We start from the raw sequence: 20,949 nt of genomic DNA, 5'->3' as shown, positions 1-20,949 counted from the left end.
ATTCCTTAAGAAACTGTTAAATCATCATTACGTTTGTCTTGTTTTTCCTGGCGCAGTTCTACCCAGGTTTTTAGAACCAAGGTTACAATTGCGAGGAGAGCCAGAAGTGAAGACACGGCAAACGCAGCACTGAAAGTATATTCGTTATAGAGAATCTCGACGTGGAGCGGCAAGGTATTGGTTTCGCCACGGATATGACCGGATACCACCGATACTGCACCAAACTCACCCATAGCACGTGCATTACATAGAATTACACCGTAGATCAGGCCCCACTTGATGTTTGGCAAGGTCACTTTCCAGAAAGTCTGCCAGCCGGAAGCACCGAGTACAATTGCCGCTTCTTCTTCTTCAGTACCTTGTGCTTCCATTAACGGAATCAGCTCACGAGCAACAAAAGGTACGGTAATGAAGACGGTTGCCAGAACAATCGCAGGCACCGCGTACAGGATCTTGATGTCATTGTCCATCAGCCAGGAACCCATCCAGCCTTGGGTACCAAAAATCAGTACCAGCATTAACCCGGCAATTACGGGGGAAACCGAGAAAGGCATATCAATCAAGGTGGTGAGGAATGACTTGCCACGGAAATTAAACTTGGCCACTGACCATGCAGCAGCAATACCAAATACGACATTGAGTGGTACTGCGATTGCAGCAGTCAACAGGGTAAGTTTTACCGCCGACAAGGTATCCGGATGTACCAGAGCCTGGGTATAAACGCCTATTCCCTGTTTAAAAGCTTCTACAAAAACCAGAATCAGCGGCAGAATCAGGCAGCTCAAAAAGAAAATCAGTGCAATGGTAATCAGGGTATAACGGACCCAGGTTGGCTCGCGGGTTGCATCACGGGATTGCAGCTTTTCAGCCAGCGCATTGCTGTTGGTATTTAAACTCATCGTGCAGTTCTCCCGGTACGGCGGCTTGCCCAGGCTTGCAGTAAGTTAATCAGAAACAGCAAGACAAAAGAAATCAGCAACATCACTACTGCAATGGTGGTTGCACCTGCATAGTCATATTCTTCCAGGCGAGAAATAATCATTAAGGGGGCAATTTCCGTTTCAAAAGGCTGGTTACCAGCAATAAATATCACGGAGCCATATTCACCAACACCGCGGGCGAAGGCCAAAGCGAAGCCAGTGATCAGCGCAGGCAGAAGGATTGGAAAAATCACTTTGGTGATAATCTGAAAACGGTTGGCACCCAGTGCAGAAGCTGCTTCTTCCAGTTCGGTTTCCAGATCACTCAGTACCGGTTGGACGGTACGCACCACAAAAGGCAGACCAATAAAGATCAGCGCTAATGTAATACCAATCGGGGTATAGGCGACTTTGATGCCCAGCGGTTCTAGATATTGACCAATCCAGCCGGTCGGTGCATATAAAGAGGTCAGGGCAATACCCGCAACCGCGGTGGGTAAGGCAAATGGCAAATCTACCAAAGCATCGACAAGACGCTTGCCCGGAAAGCTGTAACGTACCAGACACCAGGCCAGTAACAGGCCAAATACTACATTTACCAGTGCGGCAAAAATCGCTGCGCTGAAACTGAGTTGCAGTGATTTTTGGATACGTTCAGAGCTCAGGATCTCCCATAAGCCTTCCCAGCCAATGCCTAGTGATTTAATAAAAACAGCAGACAGGGGGATCAGAACGATTAATGACAAATACGCTAGGGTAAAGCCTAGAGAAAGACCAAATCCTGGCAGCACTCGGGATCGCTGCGACATGATTACTCCTCAAAAGAGAGAATGCTGGTTAAAAATAACCAGCGAAATTAGAAAATAAATTTGGCACAAGCATAGTTTGCAGCGACTAAAATGCAAATTTAAAATAATACTTGCTATCATCAACTTTGCTGATATATGGCATAGCGTTTTCTGAAATTAAATATTGTTCAATTTCAGGAAAAGGACCGAAACCTGAAGCGACATTGACATGACCGACTGCACCCAGATTAACCGGTTTGATTTTCCAGGCCTGGGCCAGTAAGTGCGCATCTTCAAAGCTTAACCATGGATCATTTTCACTGATTAATAATTTGGTAGGTACTTGAAGCTTGAGCTGTTGAAAATAGGCGCTGTAGTCTGTTTGACTATCAAGCGCAAAACCATTTTCCCCAAAGCGTGCCGGATTAGCCGGCGCCACCAATAGCAGATTTTTTACTTTTGCATTGAGTTCCGGATGTTGGGCAAGGGCAGCTACACTGGTCAGACAGCCAAAGCTGTGCGCCACAATCTGCACGTCCTCTGGAATAGCTTGCAGCATATTGACAAATTCAATGATCCATTTCTGCAAAACCGGATGATTCCAATCCTTTTGTTGCACACGAGAGCATCGAGTTAGCCGTTGTTGTAACCATGTTTGCCAGTGATTGTATTCGCTACCACCGACACCTGGAACAATAAGCGTATGGGTCATATCAATGCTCCTCAGAGATCAGCTGTGAATTACTTCGCGCTGTTTGCCTTTACAATTTGATCAAACACGCCACCATTTTCAAAATGTGTTTTCTGGACTTTATCCCAGCCACCAAATTCCTGATCAATGGTGACAAGTTTTAATGGCTTAAATACCTGGCTGTATTTGGTCAGAACTTTGGCATTACGTGGACGATAGAAGTTACGTGCTGAAATTTCCTGACCAAGGGGGGAATACAGGAAGTTTAAATAACCCTGAGCCAGGTATTTGTTGCCTTTTTTAGCAGCATTTTTTTCTACAATCGCAACCGGCGGCTCAGCCAGAATCGACAGTGATGGGGTTACAATTTCAAACTTGCCCGGCTGTTCACGAAGGGCAAGATGCGCCTCATTTTCCCAGGCCAGTAAAACATCCCCAATCCCGCGTTCAGCAAAAGTCGTGGTTGAGCCACGCGCTCCAGAATCCAGCACTTTGGTATTTTTATAGATTTTACGGACAAATTCTTGCGCAGTTTTATCGTTTCCACCTGCCTGATGCTTGGCCCAAGCCCATGCAGCCAGATAATTCCAGCGCGCACCGCCTGATGTTTTCGGGTTTGGCGTAATGATCGCTACACTGGGTTTAACCAGATCTCCCCAGTCTTTAATCCCTTTGGGATTGTTTTTGCGCACCAGGAAAACGATGGTTGAAGTATAGGGTGTCGAGTTATTGGGTAAATTCTTTTGCCAGTCTGCAGGTAACAGTTTGGCTTTCGCTTCCAGTACATCAATATCAGCGGCCAGAGCTAATGTCACGACATCTGCATCCAGTCCATCAATTACCGCGCGAGCCTGTTTGCCTGAACCGCCATGCGATTGCTTAAAATTGATTTTTTGACCGGTACGGCTTTCCCAATATTTGCCAAAATTCTTATTTACATCTTCATACAGTTCACGGGTCGGATCATAGGATACATTGAGAAAATCACGTGCTGCTGCACCAAATGAGGTTGCCGAGATAACAGCTGCTAAAACCCCAAGTTTTAATGTGTTTGAAATGCTCATCTGGACTGAATCTCTGATATGTTCTGTAACATAAGCGCAGAATAAACTTATTCTTTATGCATAAAAAATAATTAAAAATGAATTTTATATGAAAAAAAGAGATAAATAAGCTCTTAAGTGTGTGAAATAAGAATGGCCTTATGAATAAAGGCCATAATGAACTGCATTTAAAGTATTATTTTGCGTGATTGGCTTTGACAATCTGGTCAAACACACCGCCATTGTCAAAATGCTGTTTCTGAACTTTGGTCCAGCCACCAAACTCTTTATCAATGGTTACCAGCTTCAATGGCTTGAATACATTATTGTGCTGCTTCAGGACATTCGCATTACGTGGACGGTAAAAGTTTTTCGCCGCCACAGTTTGCCCAGCAGGTGAATAGAGGTAATTTAAATAGGCTTTGGCGAGGTTTTCATTACCGTCTTTTTTGGCATTTTTTTCTACAATCGCCACCGGTGGTTCAGCCAGAATAGACAGAGAAGGGGTAATAATCTCAAATTTACCCGGTTGTTCACGGACAGCTAAATGCGCTTCGTTTTCCCAGGCCAGTAATACATCCCCAATCCCACGTTCAGCAAAAGTCGTTGTGGCACCGCGTGCTCCAGAATCCAGTACTTTGGTTTGTTTATAGATTTGACGAACAAAGTCTTGTGCTTTGGCATCATTGCCACCTTTTTGATGTTTGGCCCACGCCCAGGCAGCCAGATAATTCCAGCGTGCACCACCTGAAGTTTTTGGGTTCGGGGTAATAATGTCTACGCCCGGTTTAACCAGATCTCCCCAGTCTTTGATCCCTTTTGGATTGCCTTTATGTACAAGGAAAACGATAGTTGAAGTATAGGGTGTCGAATTCTGCGGGAATTTCTTTTGCCAGTCTTTAGGCAGCAAACCTCGTTCTGCAATTTCATCAATATCTGCTGCCAGTGCCAATGTCACAACATCGGCATCCAGTCCGTCAATCACGGCACGTGCCTGTTTGCCTGAACCACCATGTGACTGTTTATAGTTAATATCCTGACCGGTGGTTTTTTTCCAGTATGCGCTGAATTCCTTATTGAAATTATCATATAATTCACGAGTCGGGTCATATGAAACGTTTAGGAAATCTTTTGCAGAGACACTAAAAGCGCTTGCTGATACCAGTGCTGCCAATACCCCAATTTTTAATTTACGAATGCTCATTTTTGCCTCAAGTTTTTTAGCTTTTGTTAGATGAGGCAAGAATAGCTTGAGTTTTTTTGCATAAAAAATAATTAAAAAAGAATTGGATGTGAGTAAAAGAGATATATAGGTGAAGCCTGGATATTACTGCCCAATTTATATTTTAGAGACCGTAAAAATATGCTGTATTTAAAAAATGCCCAACGTGTCAGTCATATAGAGGTGCTGGATCGTGGCTTTCATTATGGTGATGGTTGTTTTACTACGGCCCGGATTCGACATAACCGGATTGAATTGTATGATCGTCATTTGACACGTTTGCAAAACAGCAATCAGAGCTTAAGCCTGAATGCCAATCTCGATCTGATCACGGAAAGTTTACAGCTTCTCGGGGAATCAGAGGGTAAGCTGAACGGGACATTAAAGATTGTGCTCAGTCGTGGAGTGGGTCAGCGCGGTTATAGTTTGCCGGATCATCCAGCAGATCTCTGGCTGTTTTATTATCCTCAAGACATACAGGATTTTAGGTTTGAACAGATTCAAAGTGGCGTATTGCAGCGGGCAGTGGGATTGACCATGCCCAGTCTGGTTGGACTGAAAACCCTGAACCGCCTGGAGCAGGTTTTACTGAAACAGGAAGCAGATCAACGCGGCTGGCCTGAGGCAATAGTGACAGATGTACAAGGTGGCATTGTCGAAGGGGTGAGCAGTAATTGTTTCATTCTTATAAAGAATACATGGATTACGCCGGAACTCCGTTATAATGGCGTCTTCGGTGTCATGCGTGCAGAAATTCTACAACGTATGCAAGATCAGGGTATTGTCTGTGAACAACGATATATGGGTATGGATGAAATTTCCCATATTCGGAGTCTGTTTTTCTGCAATGCACTCAGCCCGATGAAAATTGTCACACAATTTGAGCAGCGCGCCTTGGATGGCAATGCTTGTATTGAACTTTTTAACCGTCTTCGATTAAACCAGATGTCTTAATATGTCAGCTTCCAAACCTAAAGCCAAAAAGAACAATAAGGTGAGATCTTCCTCATCTTTCAAAGGAATTGTCTTAGTACTGATTGGTATTGCTTTGATCTTGGGGTTAATCCTAAAGAGCAGTTTGTGGAAAGATTATCCTGTTGAAGGAAAAAAACAGCTGCTCGCGATTGAATCTGGTCAAACCTATTCCGGTTTCATTGATCGCCTGGCCAAAGAAGATCAGGTGAGTTTTCCGATCATCCTTAAACTGTATCAGCGCATCATGATTCATGACACCATGAAAGCGGGCGTGTATGAAGTACGTCAAGGCATGAGTATTCGTCAGGTATTAGAAATGATTTCCAATGCAGACAATGCCCAGATGAGCCGGATTCTGGTGATTGAAGGCACAACATTTAAACAGCTGGTCGATATCCTGAAAAAAAATGATCTGGTTACCAAGGAAGTGCTGCATCTGCCTACTGCGCAATTACTGAAAGAACTCAATATTACGTATTCACATCCCGAAGGGTTGTTTGCACCGGATACTTACTTCTTTGCCAAAGGTGAAACAGACCGCAAGATTCTGACCAATCTGTATCAGCGACAGATGAAAATACTGGATGAAGCGTGGGCAAAACGCGCGGCTGATCTACCGTATCAGAATAAATATGACGCGCTGATTATGGCATCAATTATTGAAAAAGAGACCAGTATTGACCGTGAGCTGGAACAGGTTTCCGGGGTGTTTATACGGCGTTTAAAAAACGGTATGCGTTTACAGACTGATCCAACGGTAATTTACGGAATGGGTGACAGCTATAACGGTAATATTACCCGCAAGGATTTACGCACACCGACGCCGTATAATACCTATACCATTTCAGGTTTGCCGCCAACACCAATTGCCTTGCCAAGCAAGAAAGCCATTGAAGCAGCCATGCATCCGGATAATTCTGAGAATCTGTACTTTGTAGCGACCGGCGATGGTGGACATAAATTCACCACCAATCTGAATGATCACAATAAAGCAGTGCAGGAATATCTGACGATTTTACGTTCGAAAAGTAAGGAATGAGTATGTTTATTAGCTTTGAAGGCACAGAAGGTGTGGGTAAAACTACGCTCATTCGTTCGATCTATGCAGATTTTATTGCACAGGGCAAGGACGTTATTCTCACTCGCGAACCGGGGGGAACACTAATGGCCGAGCAGATTCGTTCGCTATTGCTGACAGTGAATCATGAAGAAACCATGGCACATGATACCGAGTTGCTGTTGATGTATGCAGCACGTGCACAGCATCTGGCACAAGTGATTCTGCCTGCATTAGAAGCCGGAAAGATTGTGCTATGTGACCGTTTTAGCGATGCCAGCTTTGCCTATCAATGCGCGGGTAGGGGCCTGAGTGAAACCAAGTTGCAGGTACTGAATACCCACTTTGTTGCACGTATGCCAGACATTACCTTCTGGTTAGAAGCCCCTATTGAGCTGGGAATGAACCGTGCACGTGAACGTGGGGCACTGGATCGTTTTGAACAGGAGAAAGTCACTTTCTTTGAGAAAGTGAGGGCAGGTTATGAAAGCTTGTGGCAACGTTATCCAGAACGCATCAAACGTCTGGATGCGACCCAAACCCCTGAACAGGTATTTGAGCAGGCCTTAAGTTATCTAAAATAAGCTGAGTCTTAAAATACTTTTTTTATTTGAGTTTTCTCTAGGGTGATTCGTGAAAAATCTTCTATATTAAGATGAATATAGAAGATTTTTTATAATATGAGAACGACTAAAACTGAAATAGAACAATTTTTACAACAAGAGTTTCCACAAAGCCTGGAGAAGTGCCGGATTGAGGAAATTTCTCCGCGTGGAGCTACTTTGCTGTATCAGGTGAGATCAGAGGAATTGCGTCCAGGCGGCACCGTTTCTGGTCCAACCATGATGACCTTGGCAGATTTTGCTCTTTATGTTGCGATTCTGGGTGAAATTGGGTTGGTCGGTTTGGCCGTGACCACTAACTTGAATATCAATTTCTTACGTAAGCCTTCAGGTGGAACCGATATACGCGGAGAATGTAAGCTGATCAAGGTCGGTAAGGCGCTAATTGTGGGAGAAGTCTGGATTTATTCGATAGATCATGAAGAACCTGTGGCGCATGTGACCGGAACATATTCAATTCCACCAAAACGTTAAATATTTGAAAGTTAGAAGACTAGCTATAAATAAAATAGCCTAAGCTAAATTGAAGCAAATAAAAATTTAAAAATAATAGGAGATATGCTGCCGATCAGCATATCTTCCCAGATTATTTAAATATTGACCAGTGGGGTTTCTACTTCAAAATTTGGTGGGGTGAGTACAGTTTTGCGTAGTTCAGGCAGTAGCGCTGGATAATCGAGCGTGAAATGCAGACCACGAGATTCTTTGCGGTGCATGGCACAGCGTACAATCATCTCGGAAACCAGTACCAGATTACGAAGCTCGATCAGGTTTTTACTGACCTGATAATCCTGGTAGTACTCGGTGATTTCTTTTTTTAGCATTTCAATACGATGTAAGGCACGTTCCAGACGCTTCGTCGTACGTACAATCCCGACATAATTCCACATGGTTTGCCGTAACTCGTCCCAGTTTTGCAGAATCACCACATCTTCATCCGGATTAGTGACCTGGGAGTCATCCCAAGCTGGTACTGCGGGAAAGGTATAGGCAGGATTGAAATGAGTTTGGATATGTTCAGCCGCACTCATACCATAAACAAAGCATTCTAAAAGTGAGTTACTGGCCATACGGTTAGCACCATGTAGACCGGTATAAGAGGTTTCCCCAATTGCATAGAGTCCGGCAATATCAGTCTGACTGTTTTCATCAACTACGACACCACCGCAGGTGTAATGGGCTGCCGGAACAACTGGAATCATGTCCTTGGTAATGTCGATCCCTAGTTCAAGTAAACGGGCGTACAGGGTAGGGAAATGTTCTTTGACAAAGCTTTCATCTTTATGGGTAATGTCCAGCCAGACATGCCGAATACCAAGACGCTTGATTTCATAGTCGATGGCACGTGCCACAATATCACGCGGTGCGAGTTCGGCGCGTTCGTCAAAACGCAGCATAAAGCGTTCGCCATCAGGCAGGCGTAGATAAGCGCCTTCGCCGCGCATTGCTTCAGTAATCAGGAAAGAACGTGCTTGCGGATGATAAAGGCAGGTCGGATGAAACTGGTTAAATTCCATATTGGCGACCCGGCAGCCGGCACGATAAGCCATCGCAATACCATCACCCGTAGCAATATCCGGATTTGAAGTATATAAATAAGCTTTCATGGCACCGCCACAGGCTAGGGCGGTAAATGGGGCCAAGAAGGTATGCACTTTTTCAGTTTGTTCATCCAGGGCATATAAACCCAGAGCACGATTATTACCGTCTAACCCCAGCTTTTGTGAACAGATCAGGTCAATCGCAATATAATTTTCAAAGATTTTAATATTCTGTTTTTCTTGAGCCCGTTGTACCAGGGTAGTGGAAATCGCCCGACCCGTGGCATCGGCAGCATGAATAATTCGGCGCTGTGAATGACCACCTTCACGGGTAAGATGTAACTGTTCCTGTTCGTCGAGGGTAAATTGCACGCCGTGTTTCAGCAAAAAATCAACTGACGGTTTCCCACCTTCTACTGTCTGTTTTACCGCTTCCATTTCACACAGCTGCGCACCTGCAATCATGGTGTCATCAATATGCTGTTCAATTGAGTCCATTTCATCCAGGACTGCGGCTACCCCGCCTTGCGCATAAAAGGTACTGGCATCTGTTAGGGTAGATTTCGCTAAGACTGCAATATTAAAATGGTCTGGGAGCGATAAGGCTAAACTTAAACCGGCACCGCCGCTGCCCACAATAATGACGTCAAATTGATGGGTAAGAGATGAATGAGACATGTCCATCAGCTAATTTTAAAAAAGTTTGGTAATAACAGCGCTTTTTTGTGCAAAAGGCAAGCATTGAAGTGCTCATTTATTGATGAAAAAAATTAATCAAAGTCTTAACTTAGGGTTTTGATAATGAGATATTGTCCAGAGCGACGTTTTGAAACATTTTATTACTTAAACTTTACAGTGTTTGTGATAAAACCTATTTACATAAATTTATCAACAATTTGAGTGAATAATTTATATGAAAATTCTAGACTTAAAAAAAGGATTATTTGCAGCGACCCTCACCATGAGTGCTGCACAGTTGCAGGCGGTCACGCCGGTTGATTTTTCAAATCTGGTGGAGCAGGTTAGTCCTGCTGTAGTTAGTGTCAATGTCGTTAAGAAAATGAGCGAAGAAGAGCTCTTACAACAACAAGTTCCGGAAATTCTGCGCCGCTTTTTTGGCAATCAGGTGATTATTCCGCAGCAGCGTATGCCACAGGAAAAGACAGGCTATGGCAGTGCATTCTTTATCAGCAAGGATGGTTATCTGCTGACCAATCATCATGTGGTTGAGGATGCTTCCAAAGTCACCATTACCCTGAATGACCGTCGTGAAATTGATGCCACTGTTGTCGGTAGTGATGCACGAACTGACGTAGCTTTGCTTAAAGTTAATGGCTCGAATTTTCCAGAATTACGCACAGGAGATGTCGGACGCTTACGTGTTGGTGAGCCTGTTCTTGCCATTGGTTCGCCATTTGGCTTTGATTATTCCGCTTCTGCTGGAATTGTCAGTGCCAAAATGCGCAACATGATGGGTGAAACTGCAGTCCCTTTTATCCAGACCGATGTAGCTCTAAACCCAGGTAATTCCGGTGGCCCTCTGTTTAACCAGCGTGGTGAAGTAGTTGGTGTTAACTCACGGATCTTTAGTGGAACCGGTGGGTATATGGGTTTGTCCTTCTCGATCCCGATTGATGTGGCGATGGAAGTTGCGGATCAATTGAAGAAGAACGGCAAAGTGACGCGTTCATATCTGGGGGTGAGTTTGCAGGATATCGACCGTAATCTGGCTGAGTCTTATAACCTGCCTAAGCCTGAAGGTTCTCTGGTGACTCAGGTTGCGCCAAATTCACCGGCTGCACGTGCAGGTCTGCGTGCCAGTGATGTCATTTTAAAATACAACGGTACCCCAATTTCACGTACCAGTGAATTGTTGAACTATCTGAACCGTACTGCACCCCAGCAGCAGGTACAGCTTGAAATTTTACGTGATGATAAACGTCGTAGTCTTTCAGCGACTTTAAGTGCGGCACCAGATGATACGCCAGCAAAAGCAGGCACGCAGACTCAGCCGAACAAAGGGCCAGTAATCGGAGTTTCAATTCGTGATCTTAGTCCGGCAGAGCTGGCGCAGTTAGAAATTAAAGGTGGGGTTGTGATTCAGGATGTACGACCAGGTGGTATTGCGGCACAGGCACGAATTATGCCGAATGATGTGATCACGCAAATTAATAACCAGAAAGTACTGAATTCCAATCAGTTTGTACAAGAGGTGTCTGAACTGAAAAAGGGTAGCATCGCGCGCGTGACCTTGATCCGTCAGGGTCAGCTTGCTGTGGTTGGCATGCGTATCTCATAAAATTGCTAGATTTTCATGAAAGACCGCTTGTATAAGCGGTTTTTTATTTTTTGCAATTTACCCCAGCGATAAATTCGGTAGACTCTATAACCTTAAAATCATGGAAAGGATAACAGCGAAGTGAGCGGTATTTTTGATCTTGATTTAAAGGTTCAAGCCAAACATATTGATGGATTAGGTCATGTGAACAATGTGATCTATGTGCAATGGATGCAGGATGTCGCATCAGCTCATATTGAAAAACTGGGCTTGGGATTAAAGCAATATGTGGAACTGAAACATGCCATGGTCGCGGTTGAGCATCAGGTGCAATACCGTAAGGCGGCTTTTGAAGGCGATGAGATTATTCTGCGCACCTGGCTGAATGATCTTAATGCCCTGTATTCCTTTAGACAATACGCATTTTATCGGCTCCAGGATCAGACCCTGTTGTTTACCGGCAGTACCCAGTGGGCCTGTATTGAAATGGCCACAGGGCGCCCAAAACGCATGTCACCGACATTTACCCAGGCATATCAGCCACTTTCAGAACATATAAATCCTTTTGATTTTTCCACTTTATATCTGGATTGAAAAGATTAAGCTCTCTAGCCTGATCAGGGTATCGGTCTAGCATTGAGGAGTAAATGGAGGTGGCAGTGATCTTCTACGTGTCGTGTTGATTGAGATTTCGCTTGACTGTGGCGTACATAAGGTGAGGGATAAAGGAAAAAATATAATTCTTTTTCTAGATCACCATTCTGCTATAATCCTTCGCAATTTCTATTCGGCTTTTGTTATGTAATATTTTTAAATTACATAGCGCGTTTTTTCTCAAGGTAACCCATGGCGCAAGCTAAAAAATCTGTTGATATTAAAAACATTCGTAACTTCTCGATTATTGCGCACATTGACCATGGTAAATCGACCCTAGCGGATCGCTTTATTCAAACTTGTGGCGGCTTGCAAGATCGTGAAATGCAGGCTCAAGTCCTTGACTCAATGGAGCTTGAGCGCGAACGTGGGATTACCATTAAAGCCACTTCGGTAACCTTGTACTATACTCATCCTAACGGTCAAGAGTATCAGTTGAACTTTATTGATACACCAGGACACGTTGACTTCTCGTATGAAGTATCACGCTCGCTCGCTGCCTGTGAAGGTGCATTGCTGGTGGTAGATGCTGCGCAGGGCGTAGAAGCACAGTCGGTTGCCAACTGCTATACCGCAATTGAGCAAGGTCTGGAAGTACTCCCGGTATTGAACAAGATTGACTTGCCGCAAGCTGAGCCTGAACGTGTGATTCAGGAAATTGAAGATATTATTGGAATTGAAGCTACAGAAGCCCCGACCTGTTCTGCAAAAACAGGTTTGGGTATTGAGGGTGTGCTTGAAACACTGGTCAATGTAATTCCTGCACCGGAAGGTGATCGTGAAGCACCATTGCAAGCCCTGATTGTAGATTCATGGTTTGATAACTACCTGGGTGTCGTTTCTCTGGTACGCGTCAAGCAGGGTCGTGTGCGTAAAGGCGACAAGATGTTGATTAAATCAACAGGTCAAACGCACATCATTACTTCTGTGGGGATCTTTAACCCGAAACATACTGAAACAGGTATGCTGGAAGCGGGTGAAGTTGGTTTTGTGATTGCCGGTATTAAAGATATTTTCGGTGCGCCAGTCGGTGATACGATTACCTTGGCAACCACACCTGAAGTGGCAACATTGCCGGGCTTCAAAAAGGTGAAACCGCAGGTTTATGCTGGTCTATTCCCGATTGATGCCAGCGATTTTGAACCTTTCCGTGAAGCTTTGCATAAGCTACAAATCAATGACTCGGCCTTGTTCTTTGAACCTGAAAGTTCAGATGCACTGGGTTTCGGTTTCCGTTGTGGCTTCTTGGGTATGCTGCACATGGAGATCGTACAGGAACGTCTGGAGCGCGAGTACGATCTTGACCTGATTTCTTCTGCGCCAACCGTTATTTATGAAGCGGTGATGAAGAATGGCCAGACGATTTATATCGACAGCCCATCCAAAATGCCGGATGGTTCAACGGTTGAAGATTTACGTGAACCGATTGCTGAATGTCATATCCTTGTGCCGCAAGAATACCTAGGTAACGTCATGACATTGTGTGTTGAGCGCCGTGGTGTGCAAAAAGACATGAAGTTTATGGCGAATCAGGTTTCCATTACTTTCGAAATTCCAATGGCCGAAGTGGTCATGGACTTCTTTGATAAATTGAAGTCATGTTCACGTGGTTTTGCCTCACTCGACTATAACTTTGTCCGTTTTGAAAGCTCATCTTTAGTCAAAGTAGATGTCTTGATCAATGGTGAAAAAGTCGATGCCTTGGCGATGATCTGTCACCGTAACGATGCACGCCATCGTGGTATTGCATTGGTTGAAAAGATGAAAGACTTGATTCCACGTCAAATGTTTGATGTGGCGATTCAGGCGGCAATTGGGGCGCAAATCATTGCCCGTTCTACTGTAAAAGCCATGCGTAAAAACGTATTGGCGAAATGTTATGGTGGTGACGTGTCACGTAAGAAAAAACTTCTGTCTAAACAGAAAGAAGGTAAGAAGCGCATGAAACAGGTGGGTAGTGTAGAAATCCCGCAAGAAGCGTTCTTAGCCGTATTAAAAGTCGAACGCTAAAATAATAAGGATATAAGCCCATGGATTTTGATTTTAATTTGATTCTTGTGCCTGCGACTCTGTTTTTTGTCGCAGTATGGTTGCTAGACAAGTTTGTCTTGAAACAAAGGCAAACCCGGGGCAAGGGTAACGAGAATTTCATTATCACTTGGGCTTATGATTTTTGGCCGGTACTTGCCATTGTGCTAATCCTGCGTTCATTTTTATATGAGCCTTTTAATATTCCATCCGATTCGATGGTGCCGACCCTGGAAACTGGCGACTTTATTCTGGTGAACAAGTTCGACTATGGCATCAAACTGCCTATTGTGAATACCAAAATTATTGATACTGGTAGTCCAGAACGTGGTGATGTCGCGGTGTTCCGTTATCCGCCTCAACCTTCCATCAGCTATATCAAACGAATTGTCGGCTTGCCAGGTGATCATATTGTTTATGATCATGGTCAGCTGAGTATTAATGGTAAAAAAGTAGCAAAAGTTCCAGTTGAGTTTAGCCGCGAAAAAGACCGTTTAGATACACCGACAGCTATTTATCATAAAGAAACCCTGGGTGAACATACTTTTACCATGCGTGAGCTGGAAGGGGTTAATGTTGCTCGTCAGGCACCTTATATTAACTATCTGGAAAATGGTAAATATTCAGGTGAAAATGGTTTATATTGGGAAGTAACAGTGCCAGAAGGTCACTACTTCGCGATGGGGGATAATCGCGATCAAAGTGCTGACAGTCGTTTCTGGGGGCTTGTTCCGGAAGAAAACTTAACAGGTCGTGCATTCTATATCTGGATGCATAAAGAACCTGGCTTTAAATTGCCGTCGTTTAGTCGAAACGGAACAATTGATTAATTGTTTCAAGCAGGAAAATAAAAAATGAGACATCAACAAGGTGCTTCTTATATTGGGGTTTTAATTGCAATCGTGGGCTTTGCATTTCTTGCAAAAGTGGCGATTGCGGTTTGGGGGCCATACTTTGATGATCGTATGGTCGATGGTGAGATTGAGGCGCTGTTAAAAAGTGCTCCAGCCAATATAACGCCAGAACAATTCCGCCAACAGATGAGTCAGCGTTTAGCAATGAATAATATTCGTGATCTGACCTTCGATGGAATTGCCAAAGTCATCAATACTGATGGTTTACAGGTGCACAAGAATTATGAAATTCGTAAAAATTTCATAATGAATATCGATTTAGTGATGAAGTTTGAGAAAGAGTTTGATCAAAGCACAGTCAAAGCTAAATGATGAACGTCTTGCCAAACGAATCGGCTATCAGTTTAAACAGGCTGATTTGCTGAAACTGGCATTGACTCATCGTTCAGTCAGTCATAAACACAACTACGAACGCCTAGAATTTCTGGGCGATTCGCTTTTAGGGATGATCATTGCGAATTATCTTTTTAATGCCTATCCAAGCGAAAATGAAGGCCGGTTGACGCGTATGCGTGCCACCTTGGTTCGTCAGGAAGCATTAGGGAAAATCGCCAATGATTTAAAGCTGAGCCAGAATTTAATTCTGAGTACCGGTGAATTGAAATCTGGTGGTCATCATCGTGAGTCTATACTGGCAGATACGGTAGAAGCTATTATTGGTGCGATCTATGTCGACTGCGGTGATCTCACCGTGCTAGAACCGATTGTGTTAAAATGGTATGAACCCTATTTAGACCATATTGAGCCGACAGACCAGCTTAAAGACCCTAAATCCCGCTTACAAGAGTATTTACAAGCACGTAAGAAACCTCTCCCGGTTTACGAGGTTGTGGATATTCAAGGTGATGCGCCCAATCAGCATTTTAAAGTGGAATGCCAGATTGCGGGATTACCGACTATGCAAGGCGAAGGTGCGAGCCGGCGTTTTGCTGAACAAGCCGTTGCGGCGGATATTTTGAAACTTTTGGAGCATAAGTCTTAATGACTACTCATTCCGATCACATTGATGCTGATCACGAGTCGCAAAGCGACAGTCATGACCTGGTAAATCAATTTTTTAGCGCACAAGGCACCGAAATTCCATCGGACTATCGCAGTGGTTTTGTTGCCATTGTAGGTCGTCCGAATGTGGGAAAATCTACTTTAATGAACCATATACTGGGTCAGAAGCTTTCGATTACCTCACGTAAACCACAAACTACACGTCATAAAATCGTGGGGATTGATTCACGTGAAAAATCTCAGGCGGTATTTGTCGATACGCCAGGGATGCATAAAAAAGAAGTCCGTGCCATCAATAAAATGATGAACCGCGCAGCGCACTCTGCACTGCGTGATGTTAATCTGGTGCTATTTGTAGTAGATGCCCAGAAATGGACACCGAATGATGACCTGGTTCTGGAAAAGCTGAAAAACGCTGAAATGCCAGTGATTCTGGTGATCAACAAGCTGGACACCTTTGAAAACAAGAACGAAGCTTTGCCGCTTATTCGTGAACGCGAAAAGCTGATGAACTTTGCGGAAATCGTGCCGGTATCTGCGCTTCGTGGTGCCAATCTTGAACATTTACGTGACACGATTGCCAAGTATCTTCCATTCCAGCCACCACTGTATTCGCTGGATCAACTGACCGATCGTTCAGAGCGTTTCCTGGCATCTGAAATTATCCGTGAAAAGATCATGCGTCAGCTGGGTGAAGAGCTTCCATACGATTTGACCGTTCAGATCGAATCATTTAAAACTGAAGAACCGGTCTTGAATGAAAAAACCGGTCGTATGAAAGCCGCCTGTACCTATATTGATGCCACGATTTTTGTCGATCGCCCGAGCCAGAAAGCGATTGTGATTGGTGAGAAAGGTGTCAAACTGAAAAAAATCGGTATGGATGCGCGTCTCGATATGGAAAAAATGTTCGAACAGAAAATCATGCTGACGCTTTGGGTGAAAGTTAAAGGTGGCTGGTCTGATGATGAGCGTGCATTAAAAAGTTTAGGTTATAGTGATATCTAAGCGATAAAAATTTGTAAGACCCTTTAAGGAATGCCGTGATGATAAAAGTGTTAGCAGTCGTTACATGTATTGTATTTCTGCAAGGCTGCATTCATAAAGTAGTCACGGTTCCTGTCAAAGTGGCTTATAAAACCACAAAAGTCGCAGTCAAAGGCACTGCGGCTGTTGTGGGTGCCGTCATTCCTGATGGGGATGACGAAGAAGATGAGAAAAAATCAAAAAAGAATAAAGATTAAAGAAGTAATCTATGCGTAATGAAGTACTGCATGGATATTTAATTCATCATCGCAAATATCGCGATCGCAGCCATATCGTACATTTATTTACCCAGGAATATGGCCGTATCGACGGGATTTTAAGGCAGACACCGCCGCCGCAATATCAGCCCATTCGTTTGCAAGCCTCAGGTAGGTCAGAACTCAAAAATTTTACGAAGCTGGAAATTGTTAATCAGCCCATTTTCTTTTTCGGGGATGCATTCTTTTCAGGATTTTATCTGAATGAGATTCTGCTGCGACTGTGCCCACTTGAAGTCGAAATGCCGCAAACTTTTGCCAAATATGGCGAAACTCTAGTGGCCTTGCAGCAGCTTTCTACGCAAATTGATCCGAATACTTATCTCAAGCAGATCTTGCGTCAATTTGAACATATCTTGTTGGAAGAACTTGGCTATGGTCTGGATTTTTCAGTCGATGCCAATCAGGCGCAGATTAATCCTGAGCAACATTACTATTTTCAGCTTAATGATGGTTTCATGCCCTCTGCCAAAGTTTCACGTTCGACCATGTCTGGACAGCAGATTTTAACTATGCTGAGCCATGAAAATGGTAGGGATTTTAATCCAGAACAGTTACAATTATTGACGAAGCTTTATCGACAGGTCATCACTGCCTTACTCGGTGATCGACCACTCAAAAGTCGGCAATTGTGGATCCAAAATTCTCAATCTCAATCGTAGTTAGGAAAATATTATGGCTGCATTACTTGGTGTCAATATTGACCATGTCGCAACTTTAAGACAAGCACGTGGTACGACGTACCCAGACCCAGTCAATGCTGCATTGATCTGCGAACAGGCGGGGGCAGAGGGCATTACCCTGCATTTGCGCGAAGACCGTCGTCATATTCAGGATGATGATGTACGTCGTATGCGTCCGGTATTGACCACGCATATGAATCTGGAAATGGCGGTGACGGATGAAATGGTCACTTTTGCTAAAGAAATTCAACCGCAGCATGTCTGTTTCGTGCCTGAAAAGCGCCAGGAAGTGACTACTGAAGGTGGTCTGGATGTGGTTGGCCATTTTGAAGATGTGAAAAAAGCCACTCAAGAACTGACTGCGATTGGCTGTGATGTGTCGTTATTTATTGATGCAGACATTGCCCAGATTGATGCTGCAGTTGCTTGCGGTGCACCGACGATTGAAATCCATACTGGTGCCTATGCCGATGCAGAAACTCCAGAAGCGCAACAAGCGGAACTTGAACGCATTGTGAAAGGTGCTGAATATGCTGCATCTAAAGGTCTGGTGGTGAATGCAGGTCATGGTCTGAATCTGGAAAATGTCACTCCGATTGCTGCGATTCCGCAAATTCATGAATTAAATATTGGTCACTCAATTATTGCAGATGCAGTTTTTGTTGGTCTGGCGCAAGCTGTACAACAAATGAAGGCTGCAATTAAAGCTGCGCGTTAAGATTGCAAGAAACATATGTCAAATAATGATTACGATGAACTCATGAAGCCCGTGATTGGTTTCTTGGGTTGTGAAACACCAAAAGCCTGGCTCGATGAGGCATTACAGAATCTGGAAATTCTGATGCAGGATCATGCCAACTGTGAGAAGAAAGCAGCCAGTACAGCAATGAACCTGATGTTCCGCTATAGCTTCTTCGTAGATTTACAAGTGAAACTGGCGCAACTGGTCCGTGAAGAAATGCTGCACTATGAACAGGTGCTGGAATTCATGAATAAGCGTGGCCAGCAATGGATTGGACTCAGTGCAGGGCGTTATGCGGGTGGTTTGCGTAAGGAGATCCGGACCTATGAACCAGAAGCATTAATTGATGTGCTAGTGATTGGTGCTTTTGTAGAAGCACGCTCTTGTGAGCGATTCTATGCGCTTGCGCCGCATGTTGATGAAGAGCTGGGGCGTTATTACCGTTACTTGCTCAAGTCTGAATCGCGTCATTTTGAGGACTATTTGGCCTTGGCGATAGATGTGGCAAGAGAGGCGAAGCTGAAAAATCCAAAAGAGGATATTCAGGCACGGATTGAGCATATCAGAGAAGTGGAAAAGAATCTGATTTTAAGCCCTGATGATATGTTCCGCTTTCATAGTGGTGTGCCTACCAAAGTAGCTTAGGAACAATTATATTAAGATTAAGAAAATCCTCCATTGACTGGGGGATTTTTATTTTCTGATGAGGATTGATGAATCTCAGGTAATAAAAAAGCCCAAGTCTTAAATGCTTGGGCTTTCTTGAATTTGGCTCTCCCACCTGGGCTCGAACCAGGGACCTGCGGATTAACAGTCCGTCGCTCTACCGACTGAGCTATGGGAGAATCTGAATGCGATTATAGAGAGATTTCAGCAGGGGTCAAGCAAAAACTGTCATATTTCTAACAAATTCAATTTATATGATTTTAATTTAAACAATCATATAAAATTCATAAAAAAAGCTTGTCAGAATAAATATCACTTGTTAGATTGAAAACATAAAGTCGTTTGACCATCTGGTCAAACAGTGTGGATTTAAACCTACTTGCCAGCACAAAAATGGCTAAACCGGAGAAAGCGAATGAATACGCTCACCATCCCTCAAATTTTCTCGCAGCTATCTTTTTATCAAGATCATTATCTCGAAATCATTCAAGATTCTACCCAATATTTTACTCCTGTTACTGGTGCTGAAATCCGTTTATGGCCCTTAGCTGCAAAACAGTTGTATTTGGGTGACTTGCTACAATTGTGGTTTGCAGAAAAATGGCTGGTTGAAAAAGAACGCCAATTCAGCTTTGAAGTATTCCTTAATGTGCCTGAAACACAACCAAAAGAGCTCTTTATTTATGCTATTTCAGGCAATCTACTAACTGGCACAAATCAGTCTAAAGTTTGGCAGGTCTCTTCTGCACAGGCCCAGAAGCTGAGTGCTGCAAATGTCTCCAAGCATTATTTCGAGTATTGTGCTCTGTCCCGCCCCAAACCTGCCAAAGTGGCGCAGAAAGGATGGGGGATACTGTAAATCCCTGATTAGGGAAGCTAACTCGATTTAACGTGTAATCACACAGGCGGCGGTTGCGTAAGCATAAAGCTCGCCATTTTCATCGATGATTTTTCCTTCTGAGATTCCTAGTTTTTCGCTAAGGTTAATGACCTTGCCAATGGCATTTAATGGTTTATTTTGCGGGATGGGACGACACATTTTAATATTGAGATCAACAGTGCCATATTTGGCGCCTGCTTCTAAAAGTGTATGAATTGCACAGCCTGTTACGGTATCCAGTACAGTCGCAGCAAAACCCACGTGTACATTACCCAGCGGGTCTAAATGGTGTTGATCTGCTTGTACCTCGAACGTGATCTCACCACTTTCAATTAAGGTGGGGCGCATTGGAATGGTTTGGCTCATGGTTGGTGCGGGAATTTTTCCATCCATCATCGCTTGTATCATTTCAAAACCTGAAAGATTCTTAATATCCATTGCTTGTCCTTATTATTTTAATTTCTAGTTTGGAACTTATATTTTATAGAGAGGGGTATTGGATTAACAATTAAAGATTGTATAAGGAAATGTATAAAGGTTTTTACGTATAGCCAATATAGTAAAATGATTAAAAATAATAATACCGACGAGAAACAGCCATGAAAGCAAAATCTTTATGCGGTGCTTCTCAATTTGAAGTAGAGCTTAAAAACCACGAAGTGGTAGCATATCATTGTTCGATGAGTCGCCCTCAGACCTGATGGAACTTGAATGTCTGTTGATATAAAGAATATTCATTTTATTGACCAGCAGCATTTATCAGTCACCAATATTTTCGAATGAGCGGAATAATCCCAGGAAAAAATAACAGAAGCTGAAATTATTGTTATGTTTCAGCAGCCTGATTCCTAAAAATAATACGATTAAGATAAGTAAAGAATGAATCTGTTGTATCTGGCGAAAATATTCAATATGAAGCTAAAGCTCTCTATAAATCA

General features: G+C 43.6%; 23 protein-coding genes and 1 tRNA gene. 16 read left to right on the top strand and 8 right to left on the bottom strand.

The features are described 5' to 3' along the window. Positions 1–5: 5 nt before the first annotated feature. The 5 genes from cysW to VXQ11_RS08450 form a co-directional block, all read right to left on the bottom strand. Complete coding sequence (gene cysW / locus VXQ11_RS08470; RefSeq protein ID WP_416705823.1) at positions 6–899, bottom strand: sulfate ABC transporter permease subunit CysW; 894 nt, start codon at positions 897–899, stop codon at positions 6–8. After that, positions 896–1,729, bottom strand: coding sequence for a sulfate ABC transporter permease subunit CysT (gene cysT, locus VXQ11_RS08465; protein WP_416680834.1), 834 nt, complete (start codon positions 1,727–1,729; stop codon positions 896–898). Before cysT ends, cysW begins: the two co-directional genes overlap by 4 nt. Positions 1,730–1,814: 85 nt before the next feature. Continuing rightward, on the bottom strand, positions 1,815–2,420 hold the full coding sequence (locus VXQ11_RS08460) for an RBBP9/YdeN family alpha/beta hydrolase (RefSeq protein ID WP_064102785.1): 606 nt from the start codon (positions 2,418–2,420) through the stop codon (positions 1,815–1,817). Positions 2,421–2,449: 29 nt separating this feature from the next. Next, positions 2,450–3,463, bottom strand: a complete 1,014-nt coding sequence (locus VXQ11_RS08455) for a sulfate ABC transporter substrate-binding protein (protein ID WP_416705822.1) — start codon at positions 3,461–3,463, stop codon at positions 2,450–2,452. 175 nt (positions 3,464–3,638) lie between these two features. Then, positions 3,639–4,646, bottom strand: a complete 1,008-nt coding sequence (locus VXQ11_RS08450; protein ID WP_064096216.1) for a sulfate ABC transporter substrate-binding protein — start codon at positions 4,644–4,646, stop codon at positions 3,639–3,641. Positions 4,647–4,805: 159 nt separating this feature from the next. Here VXQ11_RS08450 and pabC point away from each other — a divergent pair, with 159 nt between their 5' ends. From pabC to VXQ11_RS08430, 4 genes are all read left to right on the top strand, one after another. Next, positions 4,806–5,618: an aminodeoxychorismate lyase gene (gene pabC, locus VXQ11_RS08445; protein WP_416705821.1), complete on the top strand. Its 813-nt coding sequence runs from the start codon at positions 4,806–4,808 to the stop codon at positions 5,616–5,618. Position 5,619: 1 nt separating this feature from the next. Then, positions 5,620–6,678, top strand: coding sequence for an endolytic transglycosylase MltG (gene mltG, locus VXQ11_RS08440; RefSeq protein WP_064102781.1), 1,059 nt, complete (start codon positions 5,620–5,622; stop codon positions 6,676–6,678). A gap of 2 nt (positions 6,679–6,680) precedes the next feature. Continuing rightward, a complete protein-coding gene (gene tmk, locus VXQ11_RS08435) occupies positions 6,681–7,280 on the top strand; it encodes a dTMP kinase (RefSeq protein ID WP_191730805.1) in 600 nt (199 codons plus the stop codon). Between the two features lie 96 nt (positions 7,281–7,376). Beyond that, positions 7,377–7,793, top strand: coding sequence for a PaaI family thioesterase (locus tag VXQ11_RS08430; RefSeq protein WP_416680837.1), 417 nt, complete (start codon positions 7,377–7,379; stop codon positions 7,791–7,793). Positions 7,794–7,909: 116 nt separating this feature from the next. Here the strand turns inward: VXQ11_RS08430 and nadB are convergent, their stop codons facing one another. Further along, the gene (nadB, locus tag VXQ11_RS08425) at positions 7,910–9,538 is read right to left on the bottom strand and encodes an L-aspartate oxidase (RefSeq protein ID WP_416705820.1); all 1,629 of its coding nucleotides are present in this window, start codon (positions 9,536–9,538) and stop codon (positions 7,910–7,912) included. Positions 9,539–9,773: 235 nt separating this feature from the next. Here nadB and VXQ11_RS08420 point away from each other — a divergent pair, with 235 nt between their 5' ends. The 11 genes from VXQ11_RS08420 (at position 9,774) to VXQ11_RS08370 (ending at position 19,110) form a co-directional block, all read left to right on the top strand. Next, a complete protein-coding gene (locus VXQ11_RS08420) occupies positions 9,774–11,159 on the top strand; it encodes a Do family serine endopeptidase (protein WP_416680839.1) in 1,386 nt (461 codons plus the stop codon). Positions 11,160–11,279: 120 nt separating this feature from the next. Further along, positions 11,280–11,732, top strand: a complete 453-nt coding sequence (locus VXQ11_RS08415; RefSeq protein ID WP_416680840.1) for an acyl-CoA thioesterase — start codon at positions 11,280–11,282, stop codon at positions 11,730–11,732. Between the two features lie 252 nt (positions 11,733–11,984). Continuing rightward, positions 11,985–13,802 carry a translation elongation factor 4 gene (gene lepA, locus VXQ11_RS08410; RefSeq protein ID WP_004279065.1) on the top strand — a complete coding sequence of 606 codons (1,818 nt, stop codon included), beginning with the start codon at positions 11,985–11,987 and terminating at the stop codon, positions 13,800–13,802. A 20-nt stretch (positions 13,803–13,822) separates the two neighbouring features. Next, a complete protein-coding gene (gene lepB / locus VXQ11_RS08405) occupies positions 13,823–14,650 on the top strand; it encodes a signal peptidase I (RefSeq protein ID WP_064096208.1) in 828 nt (275 codons plus the stop codon). Positions 14,651–14,674: 24 nt separating this feature from the next. Next, positions 14,675–15,046, top strand: coding sequence for a DUF4845 domain-containing protein (locus tag VXQ11_RS08400; RefSeq protein WP_416705819.1), 372 nt, complete (start codon positions 14,675–14,677; stop codon positions 15,044–15,046). Next, on the top strand, positions 15,018–15,716 hold the full coding sequence (rnc, locus tag VXQ11_RS08395; RefSeq protein ID WP_004279062.1) for a ribonuclease III: 699 nt from the start codon (positions 15,018–15,020) through the stop codon (positions 15,714–15,716). Before VXQ11_RS08400 ends, rnc begins: the two co-directional genes overlap by 29 nt. Further along, entirely contained in the window at positions 15,716–16,744 is a 1,029-nt protein-coding gene (gene era / locus VXQ11_RS08390) for a GTPase Era (protein ID WP_064102773.1), read from the top strand. The genes rnc and era overlap by 1 nt, the downstream gene beginning before the upstream one ends. 38 nt (positions 16,745–16,782) lie before the next feature. Continuing rightward, positions 16,783–16,980: an NF038104 family lipoprotein gene (locus VXQ11_RS08385; protein WP_064102772.1), complete on the top strand. Its 198-nt coding sequence runs from the start codon at positions 16,783–16,785 to the stop codon at positions 16,978–16,980. Between the two features lie 11 nt (positions 16,981–16,991). Next, positions 16,992–17,702: a DNA repair protein RecO gene (gene recO, locus VXQ11_RS08380; RefSeq protein ID WP_416705818.1), complete on the top strand. Its 711-nt coding sequence runs from the start codon at positions 16,992–16,994 to the stop codon at positions 17,700–17,702. Positions 17,703–17,715: 13 nt separating this feature from the next. Continuing rightward, complete coding sequence (gene pdxJ / locus VXQ11_RS08375) at positions 17,716–18,441, top strand: pyridoxine 5'-phosphate synthase (RefSeq protein ID WP_416705817.1); 726 nt, start codon at positions 17,716–17,718, stop codon at positions 18,439–18,441. 15 nt (positions 18,442–18,456) lie between these two features. Then, entirely contained in the window at positions 18,457–19,110 is a 654-nt protein-coding gene (locus VXQ11_RS08370) for a tRNA-(ms[2]io[6]A)-hydroxylase (RefSeq protein WP_416705816.1), read from the top strand. A 124-nt stretch (positions 19,111–19,234) separates the two neighbouring features. On the opposite strand, the gene VXQ11_RS08365 is transcribed toward VXQ11_RS08370, so the two are convergent. Further along, positions 19,235–19,310: transfer RNA gene (locus VXQ11_RS08365), tRNA-Asn, on the bottom strand. Positions 19,311–19,546: 236 nt separating this feature from the next. Between VXQ11_RS08365 and VXQ11_RS08360 the strand changes: the two genes are divergently transcribed. Further along, on the top strand, positions 19,547–19,990 hold the full coding sequence (locus VXQ11_RS08360; RefSeq protein ID WP_416705815.1) for a hypothetical protein: 444 nt from the start codon (positions 19,547–19,549) through the stop codon (positions 19,988–19,990). Between the two features lie 27 nt (positions 19,991–20,017). On the opposite strand, the gene VXQ11_RS08355 is transcribed toward VXQ11_RS08360, so the two are convergent. Next, positions 20,018–20,449, bottom strand: a complete 432-nt coding sequence (locus VXQ11_RS08355) for a PaaI family thioesterase (RefSeq protein WP_416705814.1) — start codon at positions 20,447–20,449, stop codon at positions 20,018–20,020. Between the last annotated feature and the right edge of the window lie 500 nt (positions 20,450–20,949).

Source organism: Acinetobacter sp. 197, assembly GCF_048148385.1.
GTDB classification, from domain to species: domain Bacteria; phylum Pseudomonadota; class Gammaproteobacteria; order Pseudomonadales; family Moraxellaceae; genus Acinetobacter; species Acinetobacter pecorum.
This window is presented reverse-complemented; position numbering and strand designations above follow the sequence as displayed.

Excerpts from the sequence above, each read along its gene's own strand:
- pabC (WP_416705821.1), top strand. The coding sequence starts at position 4,806 with ATGCTGTATTTAAAAAATGCCCAACGTGTCAGTCATATAGAGGTGCTG.
- VXQ11_RS08355 (WP_416705814.1), bottom strand. The coding sequence starts at position 20,449 with ATGGATATTAAGAATCTTTCAGGTTTTGAAATGATACAAGCGATGATG.
- pdxJ (WP_416705817.1), top strand. The coding sequence starts at position 17,716 with ATGGCTGCATTACTTGGTGTCAATATTGACCATGTCGCAACTTTAAGA.
- era (WP_064102773.1), top strand. The coding sequence starts at position 15,716 with ATGACTACTCATTCCGATCACATTGATGCTGATCACGAGTCGCAAAGC.
- lepA (WP_004279065.1), top strand. The coding sequence starts at position 11,985 with ATGGCGCAAGCTAAAAAATCTGTTGATATTAAAAACATTCGTAACTTC.
- lepB (WP_064096208.1), top strand. The coding sequence starts at position 13,823 with ATGGATTTTGATTTTAATTTGATTCTTGTGCCTGCGACTCTGTTTTTT.
- cysW (WP_416705823.1), bottom strand. The coding sequence starts at position 899 with ATGAGTTTAAATACCAACAGCAATGCGCTGGCTGAAAAGCTGCAATCC.
- tmk (WP_191730805.1), top strand. The coding sequence starts at position 6,681 with ATGTTTATTAGCTTTGAAGGCACAGAAGGTGTGGGTAAAACTACGCTC.
- VXQ11_RS08370 (WP_416705816.1), top strand. The coding sequence starts at position 18,457 with ATGTCAAATAATGATTACGATGAACTCATGAAGCCCGTGATTGGTTTC.
- VXQ11_RS08455 (WP_416705822.1), bottom strand. The coding sequence starts at position 3,463 with ATGAGCATTTCAAACACATTAAAACTTGGGGTTTTAGCAGCTGTTATC.
- VXQ11_RS08400 (WP_416705819.1), top strand. The coding sequence starts at position 14,675 with ATGAGACATCAACAAGGTGCTTCTTATATTGGGGTTTTAATTGCAATC.
- VXQ11_RS08360 (WP_416705815.1), top strand. The coding sequence starts at position 19,547 with ATGAATACGCTCACCATCCCTCAAATTTTCTCGCAGCTATCTTTTTAT.
- VXQ11_RS08420 (WP_416680839.1), top strand. The coding sequence starts at position 9,774 with ATGAAAATTCTAGACTTAAAAAAAGGATTATTTGCAGCGACCCTCACC.
- recO (WP_416705818.1), top strand. The coding sequence starts at position 16,992 with ATGCGTAATGAAGTACTGCATGGATATTTAATTCATCATCGCAAATAT.
- cysT (WP_416680834.1), bottom strand. The coding sequence starts at position 1,729 with ATGTCGCAGCGATCCCGAGTGCTGCCAGGATTTGGTCTTTCTCTAGGC.
- VXQ11_RS08450 (WP_064096216.1), bottom strand. The coding sequence starts at position 4,646 with ATGAGCATTCGTAAATTAAAAATTGGGGTATTGGCAGCACTGGTATCA.
- VXQ11_RS08385 (WP_064102772.1), top strand. The coding sequence starts at position 16,783 with ATGATAAAAGTGTTAGCAGTCGTTACATGTATTGTATTTCTGCAAGGC.
- mltG (WP_064102781.1), top strand. The coding sequence starts at position 5,620 with ATGTCAGCTTCCAAACCTAAAGCCAAAAAGAACAATAAGGTGAGATCT.
- nadB (WP_416705820.1), bottom strand. The coding sequence starts at position 9,538 with ATGTCTCATTCATCTCTTACCCATCAATTTGACGTCATTATTGTGGGC.
- VXQ11_RS08460 (WP_064102785.1), bottom strand. The coding sequence starts at position 2,420 with ATGACCCATACGCTTATTGTTCCAGGTGTCGGTGGTAGCGAATACAAT.
- VXQ11_RS08430 (WP_416680837.1), top strand. The coding sequence starts at position 7,377 with ATGAGAACGACTAAAACTGAAATAGAACAATTTTTACAACAAGAGTTT.